The organism is Streptomyces sp. NPDC050418 (assembly GCF_044458745.1).
GTDB lineage: Bacteria > Actinomycetota > Actinomycetes > Streptomycetales > Streptomycetaceae > Streptomyces.
In genome coordinates this window covers 54,940-68,558 of record NZ_JBITIG010000003.1, presented here as the reverse complement: position 1 = coordinate 68,558, position 13,619 = coordinate 54,940, and the positions used below count along the sequence as shown (strand labels likewise).

19 protein-coding genes are annotated in these 13,619 nt (G+C 69.4%); 7 read left to right on the top strand and 12 right to left on the bottom strand.

The window, feature by feature from the left end:
* Complete coding sequence (locus tag ACIBI4_RS07685) at window positions 1-165, top strand: DUF5993 family protein (RefSeq protein WP_399202738.1); 165 nt, start codon at window positions 1-3, stop codon at window positions 163-165.
* Window positions 165-800: a disulfide bond formation protein B gene (locus ACIBI4_RS07680; RefSeq protein ID WP_399202737.1), complete on the top strand. Its 636-nt coding sequence runs from the start codon at window positions 165-167 to the stop codon at window positions 798-800. Before ACIBI4_RS07685 ends, ACIBI4_RS07680 begins: the two co-directional genes overlap by 1 nt.
* A 93-nt stretch (window positions 801-893) precedes the next feature.
* Here the strand turns inward: ACIBI4_RS07680 and ACIBI4_RS07675 are convergent, their stop codons facing one another.
* From ACIBI4_RS07675 to ACIBI4_RS07655, 5 genes are all read right to left on the bottom strand, one after another.
* On the bottom strand, window positions 894-2,207 hold the full coding sequence (locus tag ACIBI4_RS07675; protein ID WP_399202736.1) for a dicarboxylate/amino acid:cation symporter: 1,314 nt from the start codon (window positions 2,205-2,207) through the stop codon (window positions 894-896).
* 371 nt (window positions 2,208-2,578) lie between these two features.
* Window positions 2,579-2,866 carry a DUF4229 domain-containing protein gene (locus tag ACIBI4_RS07670; protein ID WP_399202735.1) on the bottom strand — a complete coding sequence of 96 codons (288 nt, stop codon included), beginning with the start codon at window positions 2,864-2,866 and terminating at the stop codon, window positions 2,579-2,581.
* Window positions 2,867-2,927: 61 nt separating this feature from the next.
* Entirely contained in the window at window positions 2,928-3,452 is a 525-nt protein-coding gene (locus ACIBI4_RS07665) for a GNAT family N-acetyltransferase (protein WP_399202734.1), read from the bottom strand.
* A gap of 6 nt (window positions 3,453-3,458) precedes the next feature.
* Window positions 3,459-4,622, bottom strand: coding sequence for an aminofutalosine synthase MqnE (gene mqnE / locus ACIBI4_RS07660; RefSeq protein WP_399202733.1), 1,164 nt, complete (start codon window positions 4,620-4,622; stop codon window positions 3,459-3,461).
* 103 nt (window positions 4,623-4,725) lie between these two features.
* Complete coding sequence (locus tag ACIBI4_RS07655) at window positions 4,726-5,181, bottom strand: Lrp/AsnC family transcriptional regulator (protein ID WP_399202732.1); 456 nt, start codon at window positions 5,179-5,181, stop codon at window positions 4,726-4,728.
* Window positions 5,182-5,321: 140 nt separating this feature from the next.
* Here ACIBI4_RS07655 and ACIBI4_RS07650 point away from each other — a divergent pair, with 140 nt between their 5' ends.
* Window positions 5,322-5,459, top strand: coding sequence for a hypothetical protein (locus tag ACIBI4_RS07650; protein ID WP_399203250.1), 138 nt, complete (start codon window positions 5,322-5,324; stop codon window positions 5,457-5,459).
* Here the strand turns inward: ACIBI4_RS07650 and ACIBI4_RS07645 are convergent.
* A complete protein-coding gene (locus ACIBI4_RS07645) occupies window positions 5,456-6,142 on the bottom strand; it encodes a UbiX family flavin prenyltransferase (RefSeq protein WP_399202731.1) in 687 nt (228 codons plus the stop codon). The genes ACIBI4_RS07650 and ACIBI4_RS07645 overlap by 4 nt on opposite strands.
* Before the next feature lie 224 nt (window positions 6,143-6,366).
* Here ACIBI4_RS07645 and ACIBI4_RS07640 point away from each other — a divergent pair, with 224 nt between their 5' ends.
* The gene (locus ACIBI4_RS07640) at window positions 6,367-6,894 is read left to right on the top strand and encodes a rhomboid family intramembrane serine protease (protein ID WP_399203221.1); all 528 of its coding nucleotides are present in this window, start codon (window positions 6,367-6,369) and stop codon (window positions 6,892-6,894) included.
* A gap of 27 nt (window positions 6,895-6,921) precedes the next feature.
* Here ACIBI4_RS07640 and ACIBI4_RS07635 read toward each other — a convergent pair whose 3' ends face one another.
* On the bottom strand, window positions 6,922-7,326 hold the full coding sequence (locus ACIBI4_RS07635; protein WP_399203220.1) for a hypothetical protein: 405 nt from the start codon (window positions 7,324-7,326) through the stop codon (window positions 6,922-6,924).
* A gap of 131 nt (window positions 7,327-7,457) precedes the next feature.
* On the opposite strand from ACIBI4_RS07635, the gene ACIBI4_RS07630 reads away from it, so the two are divergent.
* Together ACIBI4_RS07630 and ubiG are read left to right on the top strand one after the other, a co-directional pair.
* Window positions 7,458-7,901, top strand: coding sequence for an SRPBCC family protein (locus tag ACIBI4_RS07630; protein WP_399202730.1), 444 nt, complete (start codon window positions 7,458-7,460; stop codon window positions 7,899-7,901).
* 96 nt (window positions 7,902-7,997) lie between these two features.
* Window positions 7,998-8,777 carry a bifunctional 2-polyprenyl-6-hydroxyphenol methylase/3-demethylubiquinol 3-O-methyltransferase UbiG gene (gene ubiG, locus ACIBI4_RS07625; RefSeq protein ID WP_399202728.1) on the top strand — a complete coding sequence of 260 codons (780 nt, stop codon included), beginning with the start codon at window positions 7,998-8,000 and terminating at the stop codon, window positions 8,775-8,777.
* 13 nt (window positions 8,778-8,790) lie between these two features.
* Here the strand turns inward: ubiG and mqnP are convergent, their stop codons facing one another.
* From mqnP to ACIBI4_RS07610, 3 genes are read right to left on the bottom strand one after another with little or no spacing between them, the layout of a single operon-like run.
* Complete coding sequence (mqnP, locus tag ACIBI4_RS07620; RefSeq protein ID WP_399202727.1) at window positions 8,791-9,702, bottom strand: menaquinone biosynthesis prenyltransferase MqnP; 912 nt, start codon at window positions 9,700-9,702, stop codon at window positions 8,791-8,793.
* Window positions 9,699-10,151, bottom strand: coding sequence for a hypothetical protein (locus ACIBI4_RS07615; protein WP_399202725.1), 453 nt, complete (start codon window positions 10,149-10,151; stop codon window positions 9,699-9,701). Before ACIBI4_RS07615 ends, mqnP begins: the two co-directional genes overlap by 4 nt.
* The gene (locus ACIBI4_RS07610) at window positions 10,148-11,599 is read right to left on the bottom strand and encodes a menaquinone biosynthesis decarboxylase (protein ID WP_399202723.1); all 1,452 of its coding nucleotides are present in this window, start codon (window positions 11,597-11,599) and stop codon (window positions 10,148-10,150) included. The genes ACIBI4_RS07615 and ACIBI4_RS07610 overlap by 4 nt, the downstream gene beginning before the upstream one ends.
* A gap of 85 nt (window positions 11,600-11,684) precedes the next feature.
* On the opposite strand from ACIBI4_RS07610, the gene ACIBI4_RS07605 reads away from it, so the two are divergent.
* A complete protein-coding gene (locus ACIBI4_RS07605) occupies window positions 11,685-12,089 on the top strand; it encodes a PLD nuclease N-terminal domain-containing protein (protein WP_399202722.1) in 405 nt (134 codons plus the stop codon).
* A gap of 24 nt (window positions 12,090-12,113) precedes the next feature.
* On the opposite strand, the gene ACIBI4_RS07600 is transcribed toward ACIBI4_RS07605, so the two are convergent.
* Window positions 12,114-13,082 carry an isopenicillin N synthase family dioxygenase gene (locus ACIBI4_RS07600; protein ID WP_399202721.1) on the bottom strand — a complete coding sequence of 323 codons (969 nt, stop codon included), beginning with the start codon at window positions 13,080-13,082 and terminating at the stop codon, window positions 12,114-12,116.
* Window positions 13,083-13,099: 17 nt separating this feature from the next.
* Window positions 13,100-13,615 carry an SRPBCC domain-containing protein gene (locus tag ACIBI4_RS07595; protein WP_399202720.1) on the bottom strand — a complete coding sequence of 172 codons (516 nt, stop codon included), beginning with the start codon at window positions 13,613-13,615 and terminating at the stop codon, window positions 13,100-13,102.
* Window positions 13,616-13,619: the final 4 nt, after the last annotated feature.

Here is a 13,619-nt window from a genome sequence, read left to right as displayed (position 1 = left end):
ATGGACACCCTCATCTTCGGCGGCCTCCTCGCCGCCCTGGTGGTCCTGTTCCAGGACCGCCCGCGCAGGACCGTACTCGCGATCTGGTGGGTGGTTCTGGGCGCCACCCTCGCCCTCCTGTCGCACCACATCACGAGCAGCCTCGGGCTGGGGCTGAGCTACTGATGACTCCCACCACGGCGACCGCGGACGCGGACACCCCGCACGTCCTCGGCAAGGTGCAGTTCTGGTTCGCCTGCCTCTTCGCCGCCGGCTGGACCGGCGTCGTCTGCGGCGGGCTCGGCGTGCAGTTCCTCAGCTGGGACTACCCGTGCCCGCTCTGCATGGTGCAGCGCATGTTCATGCTGCTCGCGGCGCTCGGCGCGGCCTGGATCGTCCGCCGCGGCATGACCGGGACCCTCACAGGCCGCGACTACATGACGGGCTGGGGCCTGGCCCTCGTGGCCGTCATGGCGGGCGGCTTCACGTCCTGGCGGCAGACGATGCTGCACATCCTGCCCGGCGACGAGGGCTACGGAAGTCCGGTGCTCGGCCTGCACATGTACGTATGGGCGTGGATCCTCTTCATGGCCTCGGTGGTCGCCATCGGCATCGTCCTCGCCTTCGCCCACCAGACCGCGGCCACCCGTCTCCCCGCCACACCGCTGTACCGCACGGCGGGCCTCGCCGTGCTCGGCTTCATGGGCCTGGTGATCGTGGTGAACCTGGTCGCGGTGTTCCTCCTGGAGGGCTTCCACTGGTTCCTGCCGGACGACCCGGAGAGCTACCGGTTCTTCGAGGACGTGGGCATCACCGACTGACCCGCAACGGCGAGGGCCTCACCGACCGGCCCCCGGACACCGAAGTGCCCGCACCCCCGGCAACGGGGGTACGGGCACCGGGCAGTGCGGGGATCAGGCCGCCGCGGGGGCCAGCTGGGGCTCGTCGACCGGGGAGGCCGTGGCCTTGCCGTAGGCCTCCTTGTCGAGGATTCCCTCGCGGGCCGCGACGATGACCGGGACCACGGACTGGCCGGCCACGTTCGTGGCGGTGCGCATCATGTCCAGGATCGGGTCGATCGCCAGGAGCAGACCCACGCCCTCCATGGGCAGGCCCAGGGTGGAGAGGGTCAGGGTGAGCATGACCGTCGCGCCGGTCAGACCCGCGGTGGCCGCGGAGCCGATGACCGAGACGAAGACGATCAGCAGGTACTCCTTGATGCCGAGCTGCACGTCGAAGATGTGCGCGACGAAGATCGCGGCGATCGACGGGTAGATCGCGGCGCAGCCGTCCATCTTGGTCGTGGCGCCGAACGGGACGGCGAAGGAGGTGTAGTCCTTCGGGACGCCGAGGCGCTCGGTGACCTTCTGGGTGAGCGGCATGGTGCCGACCGAGGAGCGGGAGACGAAGGCCAGCTGGATCGCGGGCCAGGCGCCCTTGAAGAACTGCAGCGGGTTGACCTTGGCGACCGTCGCGAGCAGCAGCGGGTAGACGCCGAAGAGGACCAGGGCGCAGCCGATGTAGATGTCGGCGGTGAACGTCGCGTACTTGCTGATCAGGTCCCAGCCGTACGTGGCGATGGCGGTGCCGATGAGGCCGATGGTGCCGATCGGGGAGAGCAGGATGACCCACCACAGGGCCTTCTGCAGCAGCGCGAGGATGGACTCGCTGAGGTCGAGTACCGGCTTGGCCTTCTCGCCGATCTTCAGGATGGCGATACCGGCGACGGCGGCCATGAAGACGATCTGGAGCACGTTCAGCTCGGTGAACGGCGTGATGATGTCGGTCGGCACGATGCCGGTCAGGAAGTCGATCCAGGAGCCGGTGTGCTCCGGCTTGGCGCCGTCCTTCGGGGTGAGGCCGGTGCCGGCGCCGGGGTTGGTGACCAGGCCGATGACGAGGCCGATGGTCACCGCGATCAGCGAGGTGATCATGAACCAGAGCAGGGTGCGCGAGGCCAGGCGGGCCGCGTTGTTCACCTTGCGGAGGTTGGTGATCGACACGAGGATCGCGAAGAAGACGAGCGGCGCGACGGCCAGCTTCAGAAGCTGGACGAAGATCGAGCCGATCTTGTCGAGCGTGGTGACGAGCCAGGTGACATCGCCGTTGCGGGCGATGGCGCCGAGGCCGATACCGACCACGAGGCCGATGAGGATCTGCGCCCAGAAGGGCACGGGTATGCGGAAGCCGGAGGACTTCTGCGGGGAGTCCTTGACAGTCGAGGACACGGGGGCACTCCAGTTGAGGTGCGCGGGGGCATGGGGACGTACGGACTTCAAAGTGGAGCGGCGTCAGCCAAGTGACAAGAAGCGGCGCCGCTGCATTGTGTCGCTAGCTCAAGCGCGGCAACAGGCCGCGGACATGCAGCGGCAGAGATCGACATGCAGGCGCGCGACGAGCGGAACGCTCTTCGGGTCGCGGGGCGCAGCTGCTGTCTTCATGCTCAGTACGTTAACACTTGAACTTTGAGGAACTCAAAGGGCTGCTTTGGGTTCGCGGGGTCCGGGACGGCGAAACCCCCGGAACCATGGGCCCGGGGGTCGTCGAGTGTGACGCGTCTTACAGACTCTTTACGTCGGATACGGCGTGGCGTTCCGCCTCAGATGCCGTCTTCCATGCTGCGGTTGTCGGCCAGGCGGGTCTTGGCGCGGTCGACGCGCGTGACGATCTGCTCGGACATCTCGTCGCGCTGCTTGCGGAGGAGTACGAAGCTGAGCGGGGCGGAGATGACGATGGCGAGCAGCAGGACCCACAGGTAGTTGGAGTCGCCGAGGCCGCGGGGCAGCACGCCGAAGTAGACCAGGGCCCACAGGACGAGGAAGCTGCCGGCGAAGACGCCGATGCGCATCAGGCTGTAGCGGAGAGTGGCATTGATCTTGGGTGCCACGGCTGGCCTCTTTTCCTTCTACGGGTTACTGCCCGACCAGTGAACCATGGGCGGTTCGGGCTCAATACAGCGGCAGGTACATGGTGATGTCGTCGCGGTCGTCGCCGGGTGCGACGCGGATCGCGCCGGGGACGCGGCCGGCTTCCTTGTATCCGCAGGACGCGTAGAACCGGTCGATGCCGGTGCCGCCGCGGCAGGTGAGCCGGATCAGTTCGATCCCGCCGAAGCCGCGTGCGGCCTGCTCGACGGCGGCCATCAGGTCACGCCCGTACCCCTTGCCCTGGTGGCGGGGGTGCACCATCACGGTGTACGCCCAGATCCAGTGCCGCATGAGGCGGTGGGTGTTGAACGCCAGGAACGCCGTGGCGGCGACCCGGCCCTCCGCGTCGTAACCGACGAGGAGGCGCATCCGCCCCTCCGCCATCGCGATGAAGTGCTTGACCAGCTCGGGCCGGATGTCCTCGTGCGTGACGGGCGGTACGAAGCCGACGGCCCCGCCCGCGTCGGACACATCGGCCCAGAGCGCGAGCAGGCCGTCACGGAGCTCCGGACCTATGGAGGGGTCCAGTTCGAAGCGCAGGGACACGGGGCGTCAGACCCGCATCGGCTGCGGCGACTCGCGGCGGTCGGCGTCCGGGCCCGGGTACTCGCGGATGATCTCGTAGCGCGTGTTGCGCTCGACGGGCTGGAAGCCGGCGTCGCGGATCAGGTCGAGCAGGTCCTCGCGGGAGAGCTTGTTGGGCGTCCCGTAGTTGTCCGCGTCGTGCGTGATCTTGTACTCGACGACGGAGCCGTCCATGTCGTCCGCGCCGTGCTGCAGCGCGAGCTGGGCGGTCTGCACGCCGTGCATGACCCAGAAGACCTTGACGTGCGGCACGTTGTCGAAGAGGAGGCGGGAGACCGCGAAGGTCTTGAGCGCCTCGGCTCCGGTGGCCATGGTGGTGCGGGCCTGGAGCTTGTTGCGGACCTTGCCGTCCTGCATGTCGACGAAGTCGTGCTGGTAGCGCAGCGGGATGAAGACCTGGAAGCCGCCGGTCTCGTCCTGCAGCTCACGCAGCCGGAGCACGTGGTCCACGCGGTGGCGCGGCTCCTCGATGTGCCCGTACAGCATCGTGCACGGGGTCTTCAGACCCTTGGAGTGCGCGAGGCGGTGGATGCGCGACCAGTCCTCCCAGTGGGTGCGGTGGTCGACGATGTGCCGGCGCACTTCCCAGTCGAAGATCTCGGCGCCGCCGCCGGTGAGGGATTCGAGGCCCGCCTCGATCAGCTCGTCGAGGATGTCGGAGGCCGACATCCCGGAGATGGTCTCGAAGTGGTGGATCTCGGTGGCGGTGAAGGCCTTCAGCGAGACGTTCGGCAGGGCCTTCTTGAGCTCGGAGAGCGAGCGCGGGTAGTAGCGCCACGGCAGGTTGGGGTGCAGGCCGTTGACGATGTGCAGCTCGGTGAGGTTGTCGTTCTCCATCGCCTTGGCGAGGCGGACGGCTTCCTCGATGCGCATCGTGTACGCGTCCTTCTCGCCCGGCTTGCGCTGGAACGAGCAGTACGCGCAGGACGCGGTGCACACGTTCGTCATGTTGAGGTGGCGGTTGACGTTGAAGTGGACGACGTCGCCGTTCTTCCGCGTCCGCACCTCGTGGGCCAGGCCGCCGAGCCAGGCCAGGTCGTCGCTCTCGTAGAGCGCGATGCCGTCCTCGCGGGACAGCCGCTCGCCGGAGCGGACCTTGTCTTCCAGCTCTCGCTTGAGTCCCGCGTCCACGTGGCCGCCTTCCAATTACTACGTCTTGTGCGGACCACCCACGGTACGCCCCGCCGCCGACGGTCCGGCGGGGCGGCCCCCCGTAGCGTTCCGCGGCGCGGCGTCAGAGCTGTTCGGGCAGTTCCCCGACGCGGTTCTCCCACTTCGTGGAGAGCACGATCGTGGTGCGGGTGCGCGAGACGCCCTTCGTGCCGCTGAGCCGGCGGATGGTCTTCTCCAGACCGTCCACGTCACCGACGCGCACCTTGAGCATGTACGAGTCGTCGCCGGCGATGAACCAGCAGTCCTCGATCTCGTGCAGGTCCTTGAGCCGGCGCGCCACGTCCTCGTGGTCGGTGGCGTCGGAGAGCGAGATGCCGATGAGGGCCGTCACGCCGAGGCCGAGCGAGGCGGAGTCCACGGTCGCCCGGTAGCCGGTGATCACTCCGGCGCTCTCCAGCCGGTTGATCCGGTCGGTGACGCTGGGACCCGACAGACCTACGAGACGGCCGAGTTCGGCGTACGACGCCCGGCCGTTCTCCCTGAGGGCCTGGATGAGCTGCCTGTCCACCGCGTCCATACGCCGGGCACCTTCCATTGATTAGCAATCACACGATTTTAGGTCTAAAATCTAAGGCATGCAGGGTGATCCCCCTGCGATTCTCTCAGTCAGACGTATTCAGATCAACGATGATCTAGATCTATAGGAGTTGCTTCACCGTGTACACGCTCGAGATGGCCTACGCCCACATGCGCTCGCTGCAGGAGCTGGCCGACCGCTCGCGTGCCCACAAGTCCCCGACCGCAGCCGCCCGCGCGGACAAGGTGTCCCGCACGGCGCGCGCCGCCAAGCGCTAACCGCCACGGGGCTCCCCCTCACGGGAGCCCCCGCCCAGTTCGCCCTCCCACCGGCGGTACAGCCCGTGCGGCACTCCCGCCGCGTCGAGCACCCGCCCGGCGACGAAGTCCACCAGATCCTGGATGTGCGTCGCCCCCGCGTAGAACGCCGGCGAGGCCGGGAGCACCACGGCTCCCGCCTCGTCCAGGCTCACCAGATGCTTCAGCGTCTGGCCGTTCAGCGGTGTCTCGCGCACCGCCACCACCAGCTTGCGGCTCTCCTTGAGCGTCACGCTCGCCGTCCGCTGCAGCAGATCCTTCGACAGACCGAGCGCCACTCCGGCCACACAGGCCGTCGAGGCGGGCACGATCAGCATCCCCTTGGTCCTGTACGAGCCCGAACTCGGCCCGGCCGCAAGGTCACCGGCGGCCCAGTGCCGTACATCGTCCAGGCCGATGCCCGTAAAAGTCCCGGGCTTCCCGTCGGCCCCCCGCGCCAGCCACTGCGCCAGGTCCTCGCGCCAGTGCGCGTCGCGGTACGCGATGCCGGTCTCGTCGAGCAGCGTCAGCCGTGAGGCACGGCTGACCACCAGATCCACCGGTTCGCCCGCGGCGAGCAGTCCGCGCAGCACCGCGGCGGCGTACGGCGTCCCGGAGGCCCCGGAAACCCCTACGACCCAGGGAATGCGCTCGCCTTCGTTCATGGGCCGAGCCTATCCGTAGGCCCGGAACCAGGCCGCGCCTCCCATGCGTTGAGCGAAGTGAGGGCCGTGCTGCTCGGACGGCCCGCAGGCAAGGGGGACCGCTCATGTCGTACGGAAACGGACAGGGGTATGGGCCGGGATCCGGATACGGCCCTTCGGGGCCGGTCCCGCCCGCCGCACCGCGGCCGCGCGGCCGCGACCGGGCGAAGGCGGCCGGTCTGGTCATGGCCGCGTGGCTCGGGCTGCTGTGGCTGCTCGAAGCGGTCGATGTGGCGAGCGGGCACGCCCTCGACACCTACGGCATAGCGCCGCGCGAGCCGGGCGAGCTGCGGGATGTGATCCCGGCGGCCTTCCTGCACTACGGCTGGGACCATCTGATCGCCAACAGCATGCCGCTCCTGGTCCTCGGCTTCCTCGCCGCGCTCTCGGGCCTGCGCCGCTTCTTCTCGGTGGTCGCGCTGATCACCGTGGCGAGCGGCCTGGGCGTGTGGCTCACGGCCCCGGCGCACTCGGTGACGGCGGGCGCCTCGGGCGTCGTCTTCGGCCTCTTCGGCTATCTGCTGATACGCGGCTTCGTGGACCGCCGCGCGGTCGACGTGGTGATCGGTCTGCTGGTCGGCGTGGTCTACGGCTCGATCCTGTGGGGCGTCCTGCCGACGACCGAGGGCATCAGCTGGCAGGGGCATCTGTTCGGCCTGCTGGGCGGTGTCCTTGCGGCGTTCGTGTTCCGCCGCACCGACCCCGCCGCCTGACATCGGTTCGCCGAAGCCGCCTGACGTTCAGTTCGCCGGAGCCGCCACGGCCGCCGCACCCGCACGCCGCTTGTCCGCGCGCAGCGCCACCGCCGTCGCCACGGCGCCCACGCCCTCCCACAGGCCCACCCCGATGAACCCCGCGGGTGCCCGGTCGACGAGGACCGCCACCGTGAAGACCGTGAAGGTCAGGAGACGGAACGGGACGGTCCAGCGGAAGAAGGCGGTCCAGTCCGCGCCCGCCGCGAGCACGTAGTAGACGCCCATGTTGAGCGCCGCCATCGAGGAGGCGGTGAGGAACGTCAGCGTGTGGTCGCCGTCGGGCCGCCCCCCGTCGGGCTCCGCGGCGAAACCCATGACCTTGATGAGCACGTCGGGGGCTATCAGACCCACGATGCCCATACCGGCGGCCAGGACCCCGAAGACCGTCATGGTCCAGCCGGCCGACGACCGGGGCTTGAGCTTGAGCTGCACGGACTTCCCCCTGGGTATGCGTCCCGATGATCCGGCCGAACTTTACGACAGTCACTGACAGTTCACACCTGTGGGGGCATGATGTCGCCGTGTCCACCGAGGAGTTCAGCCACCACGTCAGCGTCGAGGCCCCGCCCGAGCGGATCTTCGAGCACCTCGCGCGCCCCGAGAGCTATATCGGCCTCTCGCCCCTGGTCGTCGCCGTACGGGACGTGGTCCAGGAGGGCGACGCCGTGCGGTACGTGGCGGTGGAGCGGTTTCCGCTCGGACCCCTGCACTGGGACAACCCCATCAAGGTGACCATGACGTTCCCGAAGCCGGAGCGGCAGATCCTCAGCGAGGTCGTCAGCCCCGGCCGCGTCCGCCTGACGGCGACGGTCGATCTGGAGCCTCAGGGCGAGGGGACCCGCGTCACCGAGACGGTCCGCGTGACGTATCCGAGGCTGCTGCGCCGCCTGGTGATCGGGCAGGCCACGAAGGTCCAGCGCTACCGGCTGGCCGAGCTGGCCCGCCGTATGGCCGCGAAGCCCTGACACCCGGCCGTCCCCCTCACGAGGGAACCGGCTTGCGCCCCTCCCGCACGACGAGAATGCTCGGCAGCAGAGCGCTCTGCCCGGAGGTGGTGCTCGATGAGCATCGACAACGCGGTCTACGACCAGTGGAACGACGACTGGTGGGCCGACGACGCCCTGCCGAATCTGCTGCGGACCGGCCTCAATCCGGTGCGCTTCGGCTTCATGCGCCGGGTGCTCCTCGACGAACGGAAGATCGATCCGGCCGGCGCGAGGGTGCTCGACGTCGGCTGCGGCGGCGGGCTGCTCGCCGAGGAGTTCGCCGCGCTCGGCTTCCACGTCACCGGGGTCGACCCCTCCGAGCCCTCGATCTCCGCCGCGCGCCGGCATGCGGCGAGGAGCGGCCTCGCGATCGACTACGTGGTCGGCACCGGCGAGGCGCTGCCCGTACCGGACGCGAGCTTCGACCTCGTCTACTGCTGCGATGTCCTGGAGCACGTGGACGACCTGGAGCAGGTGATCGCCGAGACCGCCCGCGTGCTGCGGCCCAGCGGGCTGTATCTCTTCGACACGATCAACCGGACACCGCTCAGTTGGCTCGTGGCGATCAAGATCTTCCAGGACTTCGAGTCCACCCGGATCATGACACCGAACCTGCACGTCTGGGACAAGTTCATCAAGCCCGCGGAACTGCGCCCCGTCCTCCAGGACCACGGCCTGCGGCCCCGCGGCCTCGTCGGCCTGGCACCCGCCGACAACCCGCTCGCCCTGCTCCGCACCCTGCGCCGCCGCGCCCGCGGCGAGATCGGCTACGGCGACGTGGCCCGCGCGCTGCGGTTCAAGGAGTCCCGCAACCTCGGGATGTCCTACGCGGGCTGGGCGGTCAAGGGCGAGTGAGCACCCCGTACGGCTAGAGGGTCAGCCCGCGCACCATCAGATCGAGCAGCGCGCACACGAACAGCGCGATCCCGATGAACCCGTTCACCGTGAAGAACGCCCGGTTCAGGCGCGACAGGTCGCGCGGCGTGACGATCGAGTGCTCGTACGCGAAGGCCGCCGCCACGATCATCAGGCCCAGCCAGAAGAAGAACCCGGCGTCGGTCGCGTACGCGTACCAGGCGAAGAGCGCCATCGTGACGACGTGCGCGGCCCGCGCCCCGTAGAGCGCGCCCGCGATCCCGAAGCGCGCGGGCACCGACCGCACGCCCTCCGCCCGGTCCGCCGCGACGTCCTGGCAGGCGAAGATCAGGTCGAAGCCGCCGATCCAGACACCGACCGCGAGCCCGAGGATCACCGCGTCCCAGGACCACTCGCCGGTGATCGCGAGCCAGGCGCCGATCGGGCCGATGGCCTGGGCGAGGCCCAGGATCGCGTGCGGAAAGTTCGTGAACCGCTTGCCGTACGGATAGACGACCATGGGCACGACGGCGAGCGGCGCGAGCGCCAGGCAGAGCGGGTTGAGCAGCGCCGCCGAGCCCAGGAAGATCACGACGGCGACGAGCGCGCCGGTCCACGCCGACTTCACCGACACCGCACCGGTGACGAGCTCACGCCCGGCCGTGCGCGGGTTACGGGCGTCGATCTCGCGGTCGATGATCCGGTTCGCGGCCATCGCGAAGGTGCGCAGACCCACCATGCAGATGGTGACGAGGAGCAGCCGCCCCCAGTGGACGTTCTTGTCGAGCTGGAACATCGCGGTCAGCGCGGCGATATACGCGAAGGGCAGCGCGAACACCGAGTGCTCGATCATCACCAGGCGCAGGAACGCCTTGACCCGGCCGGAGGGCTCGGGACCCACGACCTCGTCGGCGGTCGTCATCATGCGAGGCTCTCCAGAAAGGCGTCGAGGTCGGCCAGGAGTCCGGCGGCCGGCAGCGGGCCGGTCACCACGGAGAGCGTGCTCGGCTCGTCGCCCGGCGGGGTGAGGTACGCGGTGAGGACCCAGGCGTCACCGGCCTGCCTGCCGTCGATCCGCAGGGCGGCGCCGCCGTCGACGGTGAACTCGCCCTGGTCCGCCGCCAGCTCGGCCCGCAGCGCCTCGGCGAAGGCCACGGGCTCGGCATCGCGGACGCCGGGCAGCTCGAAGCCGTCACCCTCGCCACCGAGCTCCCACAGCACGGCCCAGGTGCCGGACGGTCCCGCGAACTCCTCGGGGGTGACGCCGGCCTGCGCGGCGGCCTGCCGCACCTCCGGGTCCGCCGGGTCGATCTCGGGCCGCACCAGGGCGACGTAGTCCTCGTCGCCCAGGAACAGGGCCGGTCCGGTGCTCAAAGCCCGTACTCCTTCCACCGGCGGTCGACCATCGCCGCCGTCGTGGGATCGGACTCGACCATCTCCGGCCAGCCGCCGTCCCGCGTGTAGCCCTCCTCGGGCAGCTTGCGCGTGGCGTCGATGCCCGCCTTGCCGCCCCAGAACTGCTGGTACGAGGCGTGGTCGAGGTGGTCGACCGGGCCCTCGACGACCGTCAGGTCACGGGCGTAGTCCGTGTTCCCGAGCGCCCGCCAGGACACCTCGTGCAGATCGTGCACGTCGCAGTCCGCGTCGACCACGACGATCAGCTTCGTCAGGGACATCATGTGCGCACCCCAGATGGCGTGCATCACCTTCTGTGCGTGCTTGGGGTATTTCTTCTCGATCGCGACGATCGCGCAGTTGTGGAAGCCGCCCGACTCGGGCAGGTGGTAGTCCACGATGTCCGGCACGATGATCTTGAGGAGCGGCAGGAAGAAGCGCTCGGTCGCCCGGCCCAGCGGCCCGTCCTCCGTCGGCGGCCGGCCGACCACGATGGACTGCAGCAGCGGCCGCTTGCGCATCGTCACACAGTCGATCTTCAGCGCGGGGAACGGCTCCTGCGGCGTGTAGAACCCGGTGTGGTCGCCGAACGGCCCCTCCGGGAGCATCTCCCCGGGCTCCAGCCAGCCCTCGATGACGACCTCGGCGTTCGCCGGGACCTGCAGCGGCACGGTCTTGCAGTCGACCATCTCGACCCGCTTGCCCTGGATGAACCCGGCGAGCAGGTACTCGTCCATGTCACCCGGCAGCGGGGCGGTCGAGGCGTACGTGACGGCGGGCGGGCAGCCGAAAGCGATCGCGACGGGCAGCTTCTCGCCCTTCTTCGCGGCCACCTGGTAGTGGTTCCGGCTGTCCTTGTGGATCTGCCAGTGCATCCCGATGGTGCGCTTGTCGTGGCGCTGCAGCCGGTACAGGCCCAGGTTCCGTACGCCCGTCTCCGGGTGCTTGGTGTGTGTGAGCCCCAGATTGAAGAAGGAGCCGCCGTCCTCCGGCCAGGTGAACAGCGCGGGCAACTGCTCCAGATCCACGTCGTCGCCGGTGAGGACGACCTCCTGGACCGGGGCGTCCTTGACCTTCTTCGGCGGTACGTGGGTCATGGCGCCGAGCTTCCCGAAGGCCTCGCGGATGCCGATGAACCCCTGCGGCAGCTCGGGCTTGAGCAGCCCGCCGATCTTCTCGCTGATCTCCCCGTACGACTTCAGGCCGAGCGCCTTCAGCAGCCGCCGGTCCGTCCCGTACACGTTCATCGCGAGCGGCATCGACGAGCCGCGCACGTTCTCGAACAGGAGAGCCGGGCCGCCCGCCTTGTTGACCCGGTCGACGATCTCACCGACCTCCAGATACGGGTCGACCTCGGCCTTGATGCGCTTCAGGTCGCCCTCGCGCTCCAGGGCACGGAGCAGGGAGCGAAGATCGTCATAAGCCATACCTCCCAGTATCCGGCACCCGATACCCTGGCCCCATCACCGGGGGCCGTATGCCCCGCACCTGCCTCTTGGGGGAAGCGCCACCATGCTCCGGGTCTTGATGTTCCTGATCCCGCTCGCGCTGACGATCTTCGCGTTCATCGACTGTCTGAACACCCCTGAGGACGAGGCGAAGCACCTGCCGAAGATCGCCTGGGTCTTCATCATCCTGCTCTTCTGGATCGTCGGCCCGATCGTCTGGCTGGCCGCGGGCAAGGTCCGCACCCCGCCGCAGGGCGGCCGTACCCCGTCGGAGTGGCACCGCAACCACCGCACCACGTGGGTGGCGCCGGACGACAACCCCGAGTTCCTGAAGTCCATCAAGGACGAGAACGACAAGGACGAGGCCGTCCTCAAGGACTGGGAGGCGGATCTGCGCCGCCGCGAGGAGGAGCTGAAGAAGCGCGAGGCGGGCGGCGAGGACGGGCCGAAGGACGAGCCCGGCAAGTAGCCGCCTCCCGCCCGCTCCACCCGCCTACTCGACGCTGATCGCGTCCAGCTTCGCCCGCAGATACGTGTGCGAGTCGACCGGCTCGTGGGCGATACGGCCCGTGGGCGCGGGCAGCGGCTCCACCCGGGTGCCCAGGTCGCACTCGTAGAAGTACACGAGCGACATCAGCTCCTCGGCCGGTGCGTCGGCGGGCGGCGGCAGCACGCGATGGCGGCCCGAGCGCCAGCGGTCGCCGGTCCAGCGGGCCATCAGATCGCCGATGTTCACGGTCAGCGCGGCCGGATCGTACGGCGCGTCCTGCCAGCCGCCGTCGTCCGTGAAGACCTGCAGACCGCCCTTGCCGTCCTGCCGGTCGAGCACGGTGACCGTCCCGAAGTCGGTGTGCGGTCCGATCCGGAACTGGCCCTCCTGCGGCTCCCCCACGACGTCCCGCGCCGGATACCAGTTGATGTTGAAACCCCAGGTGGGGTGCCCGGTGTGCCGTGTGAAGAAGTCCTCGGGCTCGCCGAGCGCGGCACCGAGGAGGGTGAGCAGCCGGTCGGAGAGGGTGCGCATCTGCCGTAGGTACGCCTCCACCAGGCCCTGCAGGGACGGGACTTCGGCGGGCCATGTGTTGGGCTTGAACCACTCAGCATCGACCGCCGCCTCCCCCGTCGGGTCCTCGGCCGCGAACGACAGGGACTCCTTGAGGTCGGGCGGGGTCTCGGTGCCCTCCGCGTAGCCGTTGGCCTCGGCGCCCGGGCCGAGCCAGCCGCGCTCGCCGACCTGCACGGCGTACGCGGCCTTCGTCTCGTCCGGGAGCAGGAAGAACTCCCGGGCCGTCGTACGGATCCGGGTGCGCAGGTCCGGGTCGACCCCGTGCCCGGTCACCAGCAGGAAGCCGGCGTTCTGCAGGGCGCGGTCGACGGTGGCGGCAAGACCGGCGCGTGCGGTGGGGTCACCCGCGAGCCAGGGCCGCAGGTCGAGGGTGGGGATGCGTGAGGTCACGGTCACGGGTCCAGACTGCCCGCTCACCCCTTCACGTAAGACTCCCGCAGCTCCTGCCACCGCCCCGGCGTCCACGTCGACCAGTCCTTCGGCCGGCCGTCCAGTTCCTCGGCGAGGTACTCGAAGTGGTCGTGCCAGCCCGCCAGGCAGTCCAGGCGGAGGGAGTCGTCGCCCTCGAACTCGTTGGTGAAGCGGAGGACCGAGGACGGGGTGTCGGGGGCCGCGTGCTCCAGGTGGAAGCGGCAGCGGCCGTGCAGATCGATCGTGTACTCCACGATCCGCTCGACGTCCCAGGCCGTCACATGGCCCGTGTGCACGGGGTCCGTCTCGTTGTTCAGCCAGCGCAGCGTGACCGCGCCGCCGAGCCGGGGTTCGAGCACCTCTGCGGCGGCCAGCCAGCCGCGCAGCTCGTCGGGCCTGACCAGGGAGGTCCAGACCCGCTCCACGGGGTGGGGCAGGTGCAGCACGAAGTGGAGGGTCTGCGTGCTGCCCTCGGTACGGCTGGTGCCGTGCGCGACCACATCTGCGGCTTCGCTCATGGCA

Coding starts and splice junctions, on each gene's coding strand:
- mqnP (WP_399202727.1), bottom strand. CDS start 9,702: ATGATGACGACCGCCGACGAGGTCGTGGGTCCCGAGCCCTCCGGCCGG.
- ACIBI4_RS07635 (WP_399203220.1), bottom strand. CDS start 7,326: ATGACGGTCTTCGGGGTCCTGGCCGCCGGTATGGGCATCGTGGGTCTG.
- ACIBI4_RS07640 (WP_399203221.1), top strand. CDS start 6,367: ATGGCCGCGTGGCTCGGGCTGCTGTGGCTGCTCGAAGCGGTCGATGTG.
- ACIBI4_RS07685 (WP_399202738.1), top strand. CDS start 1: ATGGACACCCTCATCTTCGGCGGCCTCCTCGCCGCCCTGGTGGTCCTG.
- ACIBI4_RS07605 (WP_399202722.1), top strand. CDS start 11,685: ATGCTCCGGGTCTTGATGTTCCTGATCCCGCTCGCGCTGACGATCTTC.
- ACIBI4_RS07680 (WP_399202737.1), top strand. CDS start 165: ATGACTCCCACCACGGCGACCGCGGACGCGGACACCCCGCACGTCCTC.
- ACIBI4_RS07655 (WP_399202732.1), bottom strand. CDS start 5,181: ATGGACGCGGTGGACAGGCAGCTCATCCAGGCCCTCAGGGAGAACGGC.
- ubiG (WP_399202728.1), top strand. CDS start 7,998: ATGAGCATCGACAACGCGGTCTACGACCAGTGGAACGACGACTGGTGG.
- ACIBI4_RS07610 (WP_399202723.1), bottom strand. CDS start 11,599: ATGGCTTATGACGATCTTCGCTCCCTGCTCCGTGCCCTGGAGCGCGAG.
- ACIBI4_RS07595 (WP_399202720.1), bottom strand. CDS start 13,615: ATGAGCGAAGCCGCAGATGTGGTCGCGCACGGCACCAGCCGTACCGAG.
- ACIBI4_RS07645 (WP_399202731.1), bottom strand. CDS start 6,142: ATGAACGAAGGCGAGCGCATTCCCTGGGTCGTAGGGGTTTCCGGGGCC.